We start from the raw sequence: 17393 nt of genomic DNA, 5'->3' as shown, positions 1-17393 counted from the left end.
AGATAAGCACTATGCAGTTTCTCACCAGCAACAGGAATCAGTGATGAGAATATGGTTTTCACTCCTACTCTTCCTATTCAGTATCACCTCGGGTTGGACCTTCGCGGTCAAGGAAGAGAATGAGTCCCGCCTGACACTGCTCGATCAAAAAATAGAAGCCCTTCACCAGCAAAATCAAACACCAGAGGTCATCAAGACCCTTGATTCCTTGACCGAAGCAAAAAACCAGCTGGAAAAAACCATTGAGTTTCATAACCAAACCCGAAGATACCGTGAGCTGGTCACCAACTTTAGCGAACAAACACAGGCGCTTGCTGAACAGATATCGGCTTTTTCTACTACCGAATTTCCGGATTTCAGCAACTGGGAAGAAGAAAAGCTGACCCAGGAGATTACCGAACAGGACAAAAGGCTAGAGCAGCTTGAGCAAAGCCGAAGTAATAATAAAAACGAACTGCAAGCTGTCGAGCAAGGTATTGATGAGTTTGCCTATTTATCCGAACAACTGCGCGAAAAAATCAAGAAAGCAGAAAGCCAGCTCAAACATGAACAGCAGCAGACTGATAGTGAGGACGCCCTGCTACTGTTGGAAATCGCCCATCAGTATTATGTCAGCCAGCTTTACGCCCTTGAGGCCAAACAGCTCAGTGCGGGGAACCGGCGGACATTAGCCAAACAGCGCATCCAGCTCAATAACCTCAAAATCGAAGCTCGTCAGGCCTACCGCAACAACCTGCAACGTAGGCTAAGTCGTGTCATGCGAACCAATGCCGCCGAGCCCTCCCAGAGTAACGAAGAGCTGTCACAGGAACTTGACGACCAACCCAAGGCCCTCAAACGTCTTTTACAAGAAAACAAACGCTATACCCGTGACCTTGCCACAATCTCGGATAAAACCGAGCAAGTTCAACAACAACAACAGGCCGCCACCGAGCAAACCGAAACGGTGAACAGTACTGCCGATGACCTAGAGACAATGGCCGAGTGGCTAAAGCTCAGTCCTGCCTTTAGCGAAAACCTCCGGACCCGGCTTAACCGGCTGCCGTCGAATCCCCCTATCGACGCGCTTGATAAGGACATTGCCCAGAACCAAATTAAGAAATATGAATACCAGCAACAGTATGACTCTCTTAAAGAACTCGCCCTGCGGCCACGTACCAAAGAGCTAACGCCCGATCAGCAAAAAAAGGAACAGGAACTGATTGAGACCAATCTCACCCTGATAGACAGGTTGCTCGACAGATCCGATGCCCTTATCTATCAACAGGCAACCTTAAAAGTTGCCTATGAAAACCTCAATACCAACCTCAATGACCTGAGAAGCCAGGCGAACAAACGCTTGTTCTGGGCACCAAATGCCAACCCGCTTAGCGTAAACCTGATTACCAATACCTGGGAAAAGTTAAAATGGTTTTTCTCTCCTTTTCAATGGATAAACCTGATAAAAGTTCCCACTGTTGTCGATATATCTACCCTGATTTTTGTGATGAGCTTTATTGGCGTCATCATCATTTTACTCAGCTGGATAAGAAAACACTGGAAAAAATACCTTGCCTCCACCAGCCAGCAGATAGGCAAGGTCACACAGGATAAATTTCGGTTCAGTACCTTAAATGTTTGTGCGTCTTTTATCCTGGCCTGGCCGTTTCCCTTTATTGTTGCTCTTGTCGGTGTATTGCTCAGCTCAGCCTGGCAATACCCGTTTGTTCATCACCTCGGTCAGGCGCTTGCCATCCCGGTAGCACTGGCAGTGTTCTGCTTTATTCGCGAGCTTGTCCGAAGCGATGGCCTGTTCATCAGCCACTTTGGCTGGGATCTCGGCCTTGTCCATCGCTGCTTTGCCCACTATCGGCGGCTATTGTGGGTTTACTTTCCCATGATGGTGATACAGGATTTTGCCAACCTCTACAGTGATATTGACGTCAGTGCCACCCTGGGCCGTCTGGCCTTTGTTATTAGCAATATCGCTATCAGTTTTTTCCTCTGGCGGCTATATCACGAAAAAATCCCCATGACATACGGTGAGGTGCCCGAGGGCAAAGCCCACATCGGCCATAATTTATTTTGGTGGGCATTGATCATCATCCCTCAGGTTCTCAACTACACGGCATTAAAGGGCTACCTAACCTCATCCCAGTCCGTCATGGCCAAGCTTGAAGTATCAGCCGTTCTTGGGGTGGTCACTCTGCTTGTTTACTACCTGATCAAACGCCTGATGCTCATTCAGAAAAGACGTCTGGCTTTTGACCGGGCCAAGGCCAAACGACAAGAGATTCTGGCTCAACGATTAGCCGAAATGAAAGAAGAGAAGGAAGACAGCTTCAGCAGCAGCGAAATGCAGATTGAAATCGAGGAGCCCGAAGTCGATCTTGAAAAAATCAGTGCCCAGTCTTTACGCCTGCTACGTTCATTGCTGTTATTAATCTACCTGTCTGTCGTGGCCGTCGTATGGTCAGATTTTTATCAGGCCATTACCTTTCTTGAAGACATAACGCTTTGGGACGTGACCAGTACCATTGACGGTATCGACGAGCTCAGTGCTATCTCGCTAAAAAGCCTATTGCTTGCTATTCTGGCCTTCTGGCTCACCGCCATCATTGCCCGCGACATGCCGGGTGCAATGGAGCTGCTGATCCTGCAACATTTAGATCTCTCGCCGGGAACTGGTTATGCCATTACTTCGCTAACCCGCTATGTCGCTATTTTCCTCGGGATCATCATTGGCTCGGGGCTTATCGGCTTCGACTGGTCAAAAATGCAATGGCTGGTTGCCGCGCTCGGCGTCGGGCTGGGTTTTGGCATGCAGGAAATCTTCGCCAACTTTATTTCCGGCCTGATCATTTTGTTCGAAAAGCCTATCCGCATCGGAGATACCGTCACTATCCGCCAGCTGACCGGCGTTGTGGCAGTAATCAAAACCCGTGCTACCACGATTGTTGACTGGGACCGAAAAGAGGTGATTGTACCGAACAAGGCATTTGTGACCGAGCAGTTTATAAACTGGTCGCTGTCCGATCCCATTACCCGAGTGACTATCTCTATCAGCGTCAAATATCTCGCTGACAGCGAGTTAGTCACCAAGCTGCTCTTTGAAGCCGCCGAAGAATGCGACCTGGTATTAGATAACCCGGCGCCTGAAGTCTTTTTCCTGACCCTGACCGCCGACAGCCAAAATTTCGAAGTCCGAGCCTACGCGGCAGAAACCGCTCACCGGCTGAGCCTGACTCATGACCTGCACAATCGAATAAAAACCAAGTTTATCCAGCACAATATCTCCATTGCCCATCCTCAGTTGGAAGTTACCATCAAGAAGAAACAAGCTCATCCGCTTAGCCACTAAGCTCGGCTCATTTAAGATAAGACGCTGGCTTAATGACTCTGCTACTGACTGTAATCCAATATAGCCTGCGGGACCTCAACAAGCGGCAGACTGCGCTCAACCGCACCACGGTTTACGGCCTCCCTGGGCATACCATAAACGACACAGCTTGCTTCATCCTGTGCCAGCGTCAAAGCGCCGGCCTGCCGCATCTCGAGCATCCCCTTGACGCCATCATCCCCCATGCCGGTCATAATGATCCCAAGCGCATTGGCCCCTGCCGACTGGGCCACCGAACGAAACAGCACATCAACCGAAGGACGATGGCGGCTGACTAACGGCCCGTCAATCACCTCGACATAATATTGCGCCCCGCTCCGCTTGAGCAGCATATGCTTTCCCCCGGGCGCGATTAGCGCCTGGCCAGGCAGCACCCGCATTTTATGCCGGGCTTCCTTGACGCTGATCTCACATAAACTATTCAGCCGCTCAGAAAAGGCCGCCGTAAACTTCTCAGGCATATGCTGCACAACAACAATGCCCGGAGACAATCGCGGCAACGCCTTTAATACCAGTTCCAGCGCCTGAGTCCCCCCTGTCGAGGTACCAATGGCAACGACCTGCTCCGTAGTCTTAAGTATCGAGAGCTTGCCGGCAGCGAGTATGGTGTCGGCACTCAATTTAGGCTTCACTTTTAGGCTTGAAGCCTTAACCGAGGCAGCCTGAATCGGCTTGAGATTAGCTTTGCTGGCCGCCTTGACGGCACCTATCAATACCTTTGCCGAGTCATGGAGAAAGCCTTTCAACCCCACCTTGGGCTTGGTGATGATCTCGACGGCACCGGCTGAAATTGCCTGCATCGTCGTTTCCGCTCCTTTCTCAGTCAGTGTCGAGCAAATGACCACCGGTGTCGGTCGTTCAGCCATGATTTTCTTAAGAAAAGAGATCCCGTCCATCCGCGGCATTTCTATATCGAGGACAATGACATCCGGCCATTGCATCCGCATCCTCGTCATTGCAAACAGCGGATCGGCAACAGCGCCACACACCTCGAGCTCGCTGTCTGTCTTCAAGACAGAAGAGATAACCTGGCGCACCACAGCCGAGTCATCAACAATCATGACCTGTATTTTTTTTCTTCTCATATGACCTACCTAAAATGCCATCCTTGATGTGATTCTCATCATACCTTTTGGTAGATACTGGGCTTTATCAGACGCAGCCGATCACTGATCCCCGTTATAGTTTCTGAATGGCCAACCAATATATGGCCGCCGGGCTTGAGCTTTTCTACCACCCGTAACACAACCTCATGCTTGGTTTCTGCAGAGAAATAGATAAGCACATTGCGTAGCAATATCAGGTCGAAGAAGCCAACGTTTGGCAACGATGTATTGAGGTTGATCTGTTTAAAACGAACATGCTCCCGCACCTTGTTGTTGATTAACAATGTCCCCTGCTGGGAGCGCACCCCTTTCAGACAGTATTTCTGCAAATACCGTCTCGGAATTTCAGCCTGCCTCGAGTTTAGATATAACCCGTTACGCGCCTGTTCCAACACATTAGAGTTAATATCAGACCCCAGTACACGCCAGTCCGACGTATAACCACAATGCTCTGCTAGCAGCATTGCCAAACTATACGGCTCCTCGCCCGTAGAACAGACGGCACTCCAGCAACGTAAAGGCGTCTGCGATGAGGTGTTGTCCAGAATATGCCGCTTAATGAAGCCAAAATGTCTAGGCTCCCGGAAAAAGTGGGTTTCGTTGGTGGTTAGATGATCAACCACTGTTTGCAGCTCCCCCTCCGGGGGGGCATTTATCAGCATCCGGTAATAATCGGCAAAACTCGTTAGAGAATAATATCGGAGCCGACTTGCCAGCCTGACAGCAACCAGGTTTTTCTTATGTTCACTAAGGGTAATACCAGCCAAATCAAAGATAAGCTGCCGAAACCGTGCGAACTCCCAGTCTGTAATGGCGCTCTGATTGAATAAATCACCAGACCGTTTCTGGACTGCATGTTTTGACTCCATGTTGTCCCCCCTTTCGCCATTACAACAATCATTTCCCTATTGTCCTGACAAGCGCCTTGGTCTTGCTAATAGTCATCACGATAACAAGGCGCTATCTGTGTCAGAAATCGTACTCGCTACGGCTAAAATGCCTCAAAATCCTCCTCAATGATTTCCTGGTGCCTGCTCTCCAGTTTCTTGGCCGGCTTTTTCGGAGCGAGCGCGGATGGAACAACAGTCCGTTTTCCAGCCACATTTGCTGTATGTGGAGCAGGGGCAACAGCAGGCGACTCATTGATGGTAAAGAAGCTCATCAGCTGTTGTAACTGCTCGGCCTGCGCACTCATTTCTTCAGCCGTCGATGCCAGCTCTTCAGACGCCGAGGCATTTTGTTGAGTCACCTGATCCATTTGTCCCATCGCTACGCTGATCTGGGTCACGCCACTAGCCTGCTCATCCGAAGTTGCCGCTATCTCCTGCACCAGCTCAGCCGTTTTGGTAATACTGGGGACAATCTCATCAAGCAAGTGGCCAGCCTGCTCGGCGACCTGAACACTACTTCCGGCCTGATTACTAATCTCCTGTGCGGCTACCTGACTGCGTTCCGCCAGCTTGCGCACTTCAGCTGCCACTACCGCAAACCCTTTGCCATGTTCGCCAGCTCTGGCTGCTTCGATGGCAGCGTTCAGTGCCAGCAGATTAGTCTGATAAGCAATATCTTCAATAATGCTGATTTTCTCGGCAATCTCCTTCATGGCTACCACGGTTTCACTGACTGCCCGTCCGCCTTCGGCTGCCTGACTCGACGCCTTAGTAGCGCGATCGTCTGTGACCTTGGCATTTTCGGCATTTTGCTGCACAGATGCGGCTATTTGTTCCTGAGAGGCACTGGTCTCCTCGACACTGGCGGCCTGCTCGCTGGCAGCCTGGCTTAGGGACTGCGCAGTCGCGCTGATCTCTTCAGAGGCACTGGCCAAACCGTTGGCATTGCTGTTCACATCGCCGACAATCTGGCGCAGCTGGTTGCTCATGTGCCCCATTCGGCTTAGCAACTGGCCGGTTTCATCTTTGCTGCTGGTTTCAATCTTGCTGTTGAGATCACCGTTCGCCATGGCATCGGCAACCTGCAACGCTGTCGCCAACGGACGGGTAATAGTCGAGGCAACCATCATAGCCACCAGCACTATCAGAATAACCGCCACAGCAATAACAATACCGACCATCATCAGCAAATTATCGATAGGTTCGTTCACCTCGGCGACATCTACCTCGGCCAACAGTGCCCAATGAGTATCCCCGACATCGACCCGGGTATAGGCCGACAGTACATTGTTACCGTTATAGTCTTGAATCCGGGCAATGCCAGTTTCACCACCCAAGGCGGCGCTACTTGCCTGGGTGTCGACCCCGTTACGCGCAATCGTACCGGCAAAAGAGGCTTTCACCGAACGTCCTTCCTGATCAAGGAATGAGTCAGATCGCATCCGCTTATCCATACCCACCAGGTAGGTTTCTCCCGTCGCACCCATCCCGCTTCGCTGCTGCATAATGGTGTTAACCGCTTCCAGCGGCAACTGAATAGCCACCACCAGCTCAATGTCGCCATGTTCAATCAACGGCTGGGCAATAAAGGCGGCCGGCTCATCGTTGCTCGGTGCATAGGGGGCAAAATCAACCAGGCCGTACTGCCGCGTCTGCAAGACCTGCCGAACCAGTTGACCCAGATTGGAATCAGCATATTTTCCATCCACCATATTGCTCTTATAGTCCGCCTCATGGCTCACGCTATAGAACACTTCACCGTCCGGGTGGATAAGGAAAAGATCGTAGTAACCGTACTTCTGGCTATAATTTGCCAGAAAATCCGTTGTCTCGCCGGGCTTGATACTGATGAACGCCTGCTCCAGATCCATGGCCGATACCAGCGCCCAGTTGAGACCATATATCTCAAGCGGAGAAGCCGATACCATCAAAAGCCGACCGCTCTGATCGGTATAGGCACCGTCTACCACCTTGCCAGCCAAAGACTCTTCGACAAAAAGATCATTGGCAGGCATACCAATTTGATGCTCTGTTCCATCCGTGCCGATAAAATTACTGCGCAAGGTATTACTGCCGGAGTATTGCCCGACCAGATAGGTTTCCACCATTTCACCCAAATTGTCATCCCGATGCATGATGGCATCAATACCTTCAGTCGGGATCTGCATGATAAGCACCCCTAGCAGCTCCTCGTTGACAATAACGGGCGCACCAATGAATGCTGATTGCTGATTATTGGACGGGGCGTAGGGGGAGAAATCTTCAATCGCAACACCTGACTGGGCCTTGCTAAATAACCGGCCAATACCGCTGTCACGTAAAGGGCCGGACTTTATGTTTTGCCCGAGATCAGCTTCCTGCGTCACTGAATAAACGACTTCACCGTCGACATTCACCAGAAACAAATCATAAAAACCGTAGTGTTCGGTATAGCGAGTCAGCCATGCCCCGTACTGACTATCTACGGCTTGCCAATCAACACCACCGGCTTGCAAACCAGCATTTCGATAGGCAATGTCAAAACCAATTAACGCCTCGGAGGCTGCATCGCTTTCCGCCAGAATAACGATATCATCCTGCAGCGCCGAAAAATGCCCTTCTATCTGGGCACGCTTACTCTCTTTTGCTGCATGCAGCTTATTGAGCGTATTAGTACGTAGCGTATCGACTGTATCGATCAAAACGCCTAAGTCACTCTGACGCTCCGCAAAATAAGACTCTAACTGAGACTTTTTCACATCCCGCATAGCGATAAGCTGATGGTTAGACTCTGTGGTCAACGCATCGGCAGCCGCTTTTACGGCAATGAATACAACGATAGCCAATGGAATAAGACTGACCAGCAAAAACAGGCCGATCAACTTAGGTCTCATCCTGATGTCACTAAAACGGAGCATAACGCCTCCCTGGATTAATATTCCGGTTATTAATTATTCAATAATCACCCGCTTTTGCAGCCAGCCTAACCAACAGCAACCGCATATGAACGGCTATTCCTGCAGTGCCTCTAGCGATGACAGCTCTTCCACTGACAGCACCCGTCCAACATTGAGCAACACAATGAACTCATCATTCACTTTGCCCATTCCTTCGATAAAATCAGTCCGGAGCCGGGCACCAAAGCTCGGTGCCGGCTCAATATCAGCCAGCGGTATATCAAGCACTTCACTGACGGCATCAACCACTACGCCAATTTCGATCCGCTCCCCTTCGCTTTCCACCTCGACAATCACAATACAGCTGCGCTTGGTCACCTCTGTGGTCGGCCAGCCAAAACGTACTGCCAGGTCAATAATGGGAACGACGTTGCCGCGTACATTAATCACGCCGCGGACGAACTCAGGCACCATGGGTACCACGGTCAGCTGGCCATACTCGATAATTTCCTTTATGGGACGGATATTGATAGCAAACAGCTCCTCCCGCAGAACAAATGTCAGGAACTGCTGTTGCTCATGTGTAATATCAACGTCCTTATCTTCTTGGCCTCTGGGCTCTGCCAGAGTTAGGCTTTGCGTCATTGCGCCCCCCTTCATATGCTACAACCAGGCTAAATACCCATTTATTCAGACTTCGAGCTGTACACCGTTGTGGCTTTGATCCCATGCTAAGGCACTACCTCGCCATGGCCGATATATCGCGGTGAGCAATGTGTTTCTGCATCCCGGATCAGTGCCGGGACATCCAGGATCATTGCCACGTCGCCACTGCCAAGGATCGTCGACCCGCTGATCCCGCTAAGATGGGAAAAGATTTTGCTTAGCGGCTTAATAACGGTTTGCAGCTCGCCCTGTAACTGATCGACGACGAACCCGGCTTTTTGCTCGCCGCTCTGTACCACAACGATGTTGCGTTGTTTAACGTCAATATAGCTTTCTTTGAATCGCTGCCTCAGGTTGATAAAGGGCAGGATTTCCCCCCGCAGATTAACGTAATTACCGTTTTTACTGTGCTCTTCGCTGTACTCGATACACTCGACAACCGCATCTAGCGGGATAACATAGCTCGATGCCCCTACCCCGACCGCAAAGCCGTCGATAATAGAAAGCGTCAAAGGAAGACGAAGGCGCAGCAGAGAACCCTCACCCAGCCTGCTCTCAACCTCGATGCTGCCCTGCAGCGCCTCGATGTTACGTTTGACCACATCCATGCCGACCCCTCGTCCCGAAAGATCGCTCACGGCGTTTTTGGTCGTCAGACCAGCCTCCAATATCAGCCGCAGAATATCTTTCTCGCTCATTGGCTGTTCTGCGCTGATAAGCCCATTTTCGACCGCCTTAGCCCGTACCTTGACCGGGTCGATACCTCCCCCGTCGTCACACACTTCAATCACTATGCTGCCCGAATCGTAATAGGCCCGGAGGATCACCGTACCGGTGACAGGCTTTCCTTTGGCAAGCCTCTCTTCCTTGGCTTCAATACCGTGGTCAATCGCATTTCTAACCAAGTGCATCAGTGGATCGTTGATTTTCTCCACAACACCTTTATCCAACTCGGTCTCACCACCTTCAATCGTCAGCCGGATATCTTTGTCCAAATCCCGGCTGATCTCCCGGACCACACGATGAAAGCGCTTGAAGGTCTCGTCTATCGGTATCATCCTCAGGTGCAACGACAGCCCTCTGATTTCTTCAACCAGCAAAGAAACTGCCGCACTGGATTCCATCAGTTCAGGATCGCCATTTTGTTTCGCCAGCAAGCTTGTATTGGCACCGGCAATCACCAGCTCCCCCACCAGGTTAATCAACTGATCCAGCTTGTGGGCATCAACCCTGAGGCTGCGGCTCTCCTGGCGCTTGAGATCAGGCAGACCTGCTGAAGTTTTTTTCGAAGTTGTTTCTTGAGGCAATAACTGCTGCGCAGGCTCCCCGACTTCCGACTGAAGTAGCGTTTGTGGCTGTATCTGTGGCTCTAGTTGTTGCTGTGACAGTGATTGGGATTCTGACTCAGGCTTATACATAGACTGAGCAGGCTGGATAATGTCAGTTTGGGGTGCCTCCATCACATAGGCCAATTCTTCTTGTGTCAGCGCACCACACTGAATAAACAACTGACTGAGTTCATCAACCTCCTGGTCAAGCTCCTTTATCAGCGAGACATACTGCTGAAGATCACTATGGGGAGGAATGATATGGATCTGGCACTCGTCGGCAACAAACTCAAACACCGACTCCAAAGTTGGCTGATCAGCATCACTATCAAGTAGCAGCTCCAGGCCAAGATAACAGGACTCGGGATCCATCAGGCTACTGCCGGGCAAGGTAAACAAGGGAACCAATTCCACGATGTCTCCCAAGGAGCGGAGATATCGTAAAAATGACAACGGATCCATACCGTTACGCAGCACATCCTCGCCGAACCGCAACGAAAAATGCCAATAGGGGTTGAATGCTGCTCGGTTGATATTACTGTGATCCAATCCCGGCAAATGCTCGGTATATTGGCCCAATGATGAAAGATCATTAACGCTGCAGTTTTGCTGAGGATCCGCCGATCCCGACAATTGCGCCAATAATGCCTGCCCTTGCTGTGTCAGTTCCTGCTCGCCCGACAAATCCTCACTGCCAAGCCGTTCAATCAAGCTCTCAATATGATCCCGGCAATCTAACAACACAGCAATAAGCGTATCGTCGCAAAAACGCTCACCGCCTCTGACCTTCTCCAGGACATTTTCAACCGTGTGGGTAAAGGCAACAATGTTGTCATAACCAAACAGTCCTGCCGCCCCCTTGATGGTATGAGCAACACGAAATACCAAGTTGATCATCTCGATGTTTTCCGGGGCCGCCTTCAGCTTGTTTAAAGCCGATTCCATCTCCTGCAGCAAGTCCAGGCTCTCATCGACAAACATCTCTTGGGCATGTTCCATCTCTTCCATTTTCGCTCCTTGATCATGGGGCAATGAAACCCGGCGGCTACATCGGCGGTAAGTTAAACGGCGGCTCGAGTCGCAGCAAGGCGATGGATTCCATTGCCGCTGCACTGGTAGCGGTGATAGCAAAGGTCTTGCCTGTCAGTGCAGCCTCTTGCTGACACAGCCATAGCAGCTGCAAACCGGCGGTATCCAGCTCGGAGACCTCTGTAAGATCGAGAGCCAGTGACTCTGCATCCTGTAAACAGGCCAATAGTTGAGGCTTTAGCTCGGCGGCATTGTAGATAGATATCTCCCCACTGAGGCTTAGCCTGCACTGCGTACCCGCTTGTTCCTGTGCAATCGTGATGTCCATTGGTAGTTCCCACTCAAGGCAATATCAATTTGGAGACGGCATCAAGCAACTGAGGAGGCTGGAAAGGCTTGACCACCCAGGCTTTGGCTCCCGCGGCCCTTCCCTCCTGTTTCTTGTGGTCCTGCGACTCGGTAGTGAGAATAATGATGGGGGTAAACTTATAGCGAGGCAGCTTTTTGACCTCTTTGACAAACGTGATCCCGTCCATCCTCGGCATATTGACGTCGGTAATAATCAGGTTCACCTTCTTGCCGTCAAGTTTACCCAGCCCGTCAACACCATCATTCGCTTCAATCACCTCATAGCCAGCTCCTCTGAGGGCAATTCCAACGACCTGACGGATCGGCGCCGAATCATCCAAAATCAAAATTGTCTTAGCCATAGTACTCTCCGAGGGTTAAAAGAAAGTTATCTCGCTATCTTTAGAAGAAGCTGTCGTCGCCTCACCTTTTTCATGATTATGGTGTTGCTCCTGGGCAACATAGTCTCGCTTCATTTCATTGAGCCAGTTGGTCACATCAAGGCGGTGAGCCTCGTCATCACTATGCTGCTCTGACTCATAGTCAGTGATTTCTACCTGCAACTTGTCCAGATTTTTTTCTACCTGGGTAATGATTTGGCTGACACGATCCTGAAACTGCAGCGACACGATCACACCGGATATCTCGCGCTGAATATCCAGATTTTTATCTTGAAGTAATGAGGTCGAGTCAGTGAGCTCGGTGGCCAGCTGTTTGAAGTTCGCCAGTATTGATTCTATGTTGGCTTCAGATGCCGCTTCAGCCTGAGCATCCTGGCGGGCACTCTGCTCGGCAATACTGACGGTATCGTCCATGGCCTGATTGATCAGCTGGACCTTGTCTCGGATATGCTTCCCTGTTTCACCGGAGAGCTGCGATAGCTTGCGCACTTCACCGGCGACGACGGCAAAGCCCCGGCCCTGCTCACCCGCTCTCGCCGCCTCAATCGCTGCATTCAGGGCCAGTAAATTCGTCTGCTCGGCAATCTTGGCGACATCAACCGCCATATTATCGAGTTCTTCGGTATAGCTAGCCAAATGACGAACCTGAGCCAGCATTTCTTCTTTTGCCTGCATCGCCGAGCGAAGCAATTCGATAACCTGGCCCAGCCGCAGCTCACTGTCGTTAAGTACAGCAAACACACCGTTGTCGCTTTTATCCGCCCCACCACCGGCAACATTCTGTGATTCGGCAACGGCCTGATCCAATTCATTGATGATTTCAGAAAAACGCTGCGACAGAGCTGTCACTTCCGTTTCGGTTTGCACCCTGACGGTACATAGTTGCCTCTGCCAGATAGGCAAGATCTGCAAGCACAAATCAATCAGTTGTTTTAGCTCTTGCTGAGCATGTTGCTGTTTAGACAGCAACTCGTTACATTGCCTGTCACGAATATCTGTCATCGCCCTGTCATAGCCCGCGAGCAGAAAACGCGCAGCAAAATAGCTGCTTAAGATAAGTCCGCCAGCAATTACCCAAGACAGATCACTGACTTCGCCTACCAGAAGTACCCCAGTTGCCGCAACACTGGACAGTCCTACAGGTACCCATAAAAAACGGCTTCTTTCCATAAAGCCCCGCTGCCAAATTCAATACAAAATGTTCCCAGATGGAATACTGAAGTATAGGCACACAAACTAATGGAATATTGAAAGAAAGGCATAACCGAATACGCTATAACTCAAAACCTTGACGAAGTTCAAATATTGAAAACTATCAACTAGTTCCGCTGCCATATTGAGATATTCAGGATATTTTGCTAAATGTGGGAGTATTTCCATTTCGGCACCAGGTTACATAACTGGTTGCATATTATGTTTACTAACAATATCTACTGTCCAGGTACGAAAAAAGCTCCCGTAGGAGCTTTTTGACACTGTGCCGTTATGGCCTATTAGGCTTGCTGGTGATAATAACCAGGTACACGGAACATACGGCGGCAGCTATCCAGGAACAGGCCATACACCACACCCAGTGCGCCAGATACAAATGCATTACTGGTTACAGCCGTGATGATTTGATCGAAATCAGCCCCAACAACAAACAAAATGCCTGCATAGACCGGCGATTGAAACAGTACATAGGCAACCATATCAGACAGGCTTTTCATCCCGTTGGTTGGTGAAAAGCGATAACCTGAGCGAATCACAAAGTCACGGAAAAGCCCGTATGGCCAGGCAATCGCAATATTGACCGGGATAGATAAGGTTCGCGATGCTAAAGATTGTTCGAATGTCATCCCCGACACGAACACCTCAATCAACATGCCAGTCACAAAACTGAAAACTACCATAGCAAATGTATCAGCAGCCGCATTACGCATATTGAATTGACCTTTAACAGACATACCGCAAACCTCCAAAAATAGAAAATAAGGCCAGAAAAAACAGAATTAAAAGACTCATTCACTGGATAAAGAGCATTTAACCAGTTGATTTGCGTATTAGAACAGGTTTTAACTAGAATTAATCACCAAAGATCTATTTATCTGGTTAACTTACATCTGCTTTTGACATACAAATTGGCACAAATCACCACAAAGGCGGCACTGCCGTGCTGCATGTTAAAATTTGGTAGAAAGAGGCTGCAAAACACTCACTAAACTTTACAGTTTTAGCTGAAATGCGAGCATTAAAGGAAAGAAAGAAGAGAATTAGCATCAACAGTCAGTTTAAACCCTAAAAAATTCAAGGTCAAAAAACAATCACCTTTAATCACCGAAGAGAAAATCACACTAAACAACTGATTAATATCGATATTATTTTATTAAAATATAACACCCCCAAACGAATTAAAAGCCCAAAATATCAATAAAAAACCAACAATACGACTTTTTTAACGCTATAAGTGAATACATTTATTCTGGTACTACCTGATTTCATTACACTCCTGATTTAAGTTGATATTATTGACTTCTCCCTCCACCTAAAAGCAACAGCATTTATGATAAGTACCAACAATAGCCCTTTGATAACAGCTGATTAACGTCAAAAGTTCAGCACATTTAAGTGTAATTTAATTACACAAATGAAACTGAAAATCAGAGAGTAAGACAAGACAAACCATTGGGATATAAAGAGATGAAGGCTAAAGTGCTATTAGAAACGGAGGCTATGCAAGCAAACTGAACTTTGGCCAAGGACAAGCACAGCAAGGGAAACGTTTAAGCTCCCCTTACTGTTAGCTATCAAGGGTCGAACTGTTATTTTATCTCCACCTGAGGCTCACCGGGTGAAGGTTCCAGCACAGTAAACTTGTTAGTCGCTGCATACACAATACTGAGCAACGGCGAAATCCAGCAGGCAAATGCCAGCGGTATATATAGCAGGTTTTCTATGTTGCCTTCTGCTATACCCAACCCCAACGCACTGATCACTACCGAGCCGCCCGCATTCCACGGTACCAACGGCGAAATCAGCGTCCCCCCTTCTTCTACGGCGCGAGAAAGATTCAACTTCGAATACCCACGCTCGGTGAAAACGGGGGCAAACATTCTCCCTGGCAGGCTAATAGACAGGTACGGGTCGCCGGCAACCAGGTTCGTCGCCATTGCGGTACCAATCGCTGAGCTTTGCAGGCGAACGAAGGACTGCGTTTTCTTGAGAATGGCTTCGACAATGGTTTCGAGGCAGCGGGTTCTCTCCAAAGCACCACCGAATCCCAGAGAAATCATCACCAGAGTGATCACCCAGGTCATCGACTGAATACCGCCCCGCCCTAAAAGCGAATCAATTTCCGATACCCCTGTATTGATCTCATATCCGCTCTGCATGTAACGGAATACATCATGTAGGGTTGCACCTTGGGCGACAATGGCCAGCACCGCACCACTGACAACACCGACAAACAGCGACGGCAAAGTCGGCAAACGGGCGAACGAGCACCCGAAAACCAGCAGCGGCGGCAGTAGCAACCAGCCAGATAAAGTAAAGTTGCTTTCAATACCCTCAGTGATCAGCGCCACCTTGGCAAAATCGGTAGACTGTAAACCGCTGGCATCAAAGCCAACAAAAAGGTAGATACCAAAAGCCAGAAGCATCGCAGGCACCGTGGTGGGCAGCATGTTTTTAATATGGTCAAACAGGCCCACCCCGATAACGGCTGGGGCAAGGTTGGTAGTGTCTGACAGGGGCGACATCTTATCACCGAAGAATGCCCCCGACACAACAGCCCCAGCCGTCCAGTAAACCGGAATATCAAAACCGACGCCTATCCCAACCAGTGCCAGACCCACGGTGCTCACTGTTCCCCAGGACGTTCCCAGCGAGAGCGAAACAACCGAGCACAGCAACATGCTGGCAGCCAAGAATATTTCAGGGCTCAAGGTGTTCAGGCCGTAGTAAATCAATATCGGCACAGTGCCGCTGGCTATCCACACACCCACGATCATCCCGACAAGCATCAAGATAGCAATCGACTGCAGTGCGACCCGCACGGTGTGCAGCATGCCATCTTCAATATCATGCCAGCGATAGCCCCGCATCCAGGCCAGAAAAGCCGTCAGCCCGATACCTATCACTAGCGGTATATGCGGAGTGAAATCATCAAATATAAACAGCTGGACTGCCAGTATCGACAACGTTAGCACTATCGGGAGCAGTGCCATCATCAAGCTGGGTTTTGCGCTTTGACTATGTTCTGTCATACCTCATCTTCCTTGTTTCAAGTTTATTGCCGAATAACAGGTGCAAGCACCCGGGGCATGCCAGTCAGCAGAGATCTGCCTGCCTGACAACCCTTTCCTTTAGTTGTTTCGTTTACAGCTGATTGCCACAGCCCGCTACATCCTCTCAGCGAACCTGTTGGCGAGACGTACCGTTAGCTCACGAACGCTCGAACACCACGGTTTTGTCGTTAAACAGGAATACGCGCTTCTCAACGTGATACTGAATGGCCCGGGCCAGCGTCAGGGATTCGACATCCATCCCTTTTCTGGCCAAATCAGCGGGGTAATAGGTATGGTTTACTGTTTCCATTCCCTGAGTAATAATCGGCCCTTCGTCGAGATCATCACTGACATAATGGGCTGTCGCCCCCACCAGCTTTACCCCTTTGTTGTAGGCTTGATGGTAGGGTTTGGCTCCTTTGAAGCCCGGCAACAGCGAGTGATGGATATTGATCGCCTTTCCTGCCCAGCGAACGCACATTTCGTGGGAGAGTACCTGCATATAACGGGCTAGTACCAGCAACTCGCACCCGGTTTCGTCTAGTACCGCTTGTACCTGAGCTTCCTGCTCCGGTTTAGTAGCGGCGGTGATTGGAAAGTGGTAATAAGGGATCTCATGCCACTGGGCCAGTGACTGAAGATCGGGGTGGTTGGAAATTATCGCTCGAATATCAACCGGAAGATTACCGGTTCGGTAGCGATATAGCAGATCATTCAGGCAGTGATCGTATTTAGATACCATGATCACTACTTTAGGCCGATAGTCTGACGCCGTGAGCTCCCACTCCATATCAAATGCTTTGGCCCGTTCGGCAAAGTCGGTACAAAACGCCGTTTGGTCAAGCGGATCATTATCTTCAACGCGAAAGACCGCACGAATAAAAAAGCGGTGATTCAGCGAATCATCAAAGGAATTCAGCTCGGTGATATAGCAACCAAACTCTCGCAGGAAGCGGGTGACAACATCCACGGTTCCCGAACGTCCGGGGCAGCTCGCAGTCAATATATAAGTCAAACTTTGCTGGTTCATATCCTCATCCTATTCAGTATCAAGTCCGGCAGCATGCTCCCTGGGGATCCAAACTGCCGAAGCAATTACAGAAGC

Annotated in this window: 11 protein-coding genes and 1 pseudogene; 1 reads left to right on the top strand and 11 read right to left on the bottom strand. The window is 49.8% G+C overall.

Annotated elements, in window-relative coordinates:
* Positions 1-43: 43 nt before the first annotated feature.
* Positions 44-3340 carry a miniconductance mechanosensitive channel MscM gene (mscM, locus tag BIT28_RS28745; RefSeq protein ID WP_075768404.1) on the top strand — a complete coding sequence of 1099 codons (3297 nt, stop codon included), beginning with the start codon at positions 44-46 and terminating at the stop codon, positions 3338-3340.
* Positions 3341-3381: 41 nt separating this feature from the next.
* On the opposite strand, the gene BIT28_RS28740 is transcribed toward mscM, so the two are convergent.
* From BIT28_RS28740 to purU, 11 genes and pseudogenes are all read right to left on the bottom strand, one after another.
* A complete protein-coding gene (locus BIT28_RS28740; protein ID WP_075768403.1) occupies positions 3382-4464 on the bottom strand; it encodes a protein-glutamate methylesterase/protein-glutamine glutaminase in 1083 nt (360 codons plus the stop codon).
* Positions 4465-4502: 38 nt separating this feature from the next.
* A complete protein-coding gene (locus BIT28_RS28735) occupies positions 4503-5354 on the bottom strand; it encodes a CheR family methyltransferase (RefSeq protein ID WP_075768402.1) in 852 nt (283 codons plus the stop codon).
* A gap of 281 nt (positions 5355-5635) precedes the next feature.
* Positions 5636-6541, bottom strand: a pseudogene (locus BIT28_RS30450) (methyl-accepting chemotaxis protein); the annotation flags it as partial.
* 1824 nt (positions 6542-8365) lie between these two features.
* Positions 8366-8896 (bottom strand): chemotaxis protein CheW, encoded by a 531-nt coding sequence (locus tag BIT28_RS28725; RefSeq protein WP_075768400.1) that lies wholly within the window; start codon positions 8894-8896, stop codon positions 8366-8368.
* Between the two features lie 86 nt (positions 8897-8982).
* Positions 8983-11253, bottom strand: a complete 2271-nt coding sequence (locus BIT28_RS28720) for a chemotaxis protein CheA (RefSeq protein ID WP_075768399.1) — start codon at positions 11251-11253, stop codon at positions 8983-8985.
* A gap of 37 nt (positions 11254-11290) precedes the next feature.
* Positions 11291-11602, bottom strand: a complete 312-nt coding sequence (locus BIT28_RS28715; protein WP_075768398.1) for an STAS domain-containing protein — start codon at positions 11600-11602, stop codon at positions 11291-11293.
* A gap of 13 nt (positions 11603-11615) precedes the next feature.
* A complete protein-coding gene (locus tag BIT28_RS28710) occupies positions 11616-11984 on the bottom strand; it encodes a response regulator (protein ID WP_075768397.1) in 369 nt (122 codons plus the stop codon).
* A 15-nt stretch (positions 11985-11999) separates the two neighbouring features.
* On the bottom strand, positions 12000-13193 hold the full coding sequence (locus BIT28_RS30445) for a methyl-accepting chemotaxis protein (RefSeq protein ID WP_075768396.1): 1194 nt from the start codon (positions 13191-13193) through the stop codon (positions 12000-12002).
* A gap of 323 nt (positions 13194-13516) precedes the next feature.
* Positions 13517-13969: an L-alanine exporter AlaE gene (locus BIT28_RS28700; RefSeq protein WP_075768395.1), complete on the bottom strand. Its 453-nt coding sequence runs from the start codon at positions 13967-13969 to the stop codon at positions 13517-13519.
* 855 nt (positions 13970-14824) lie between these two features.
* A complete protein-coding gene (nhaC, locus tag BIT28_RS28695) occupies positions 14825-16267 on the bottom strand; it encodes a Na+/H+ antiporter NhaC (RefSeq protein WP_075768394.1) in 1443 nt (480 codons plus the stop codon).
* 178 nt (positions 16268-16445) lie between these two features.
* Positions 16446-17318, bottom strand: coding sequence for a formyltetrahydrofolate deformylase (gene purU, locus BIT28_RS28690; protein ID WP_075768393.1), 873 nt, complete (start codon positions 17316-17318; stop codon positions 16446-16448).
* Positions 17319-17393 lie beyond the last annotated feature (75 nt).

It is taken from the genome of Photobacterium proteolyticum (assembly GCF_001939735.1).
GTDB lineage: Bacteria > Pseudomonadota > Gammaproteobacteria > Enterobacterales > Vibrionaceae > Photobacterium > Photobacterium proteolyticum.
The sequence above is the reverse complement of the archived record's forward strand: the minus strand, read 5'-3'. Positions and strand labels throughout refer to the sequence as shown.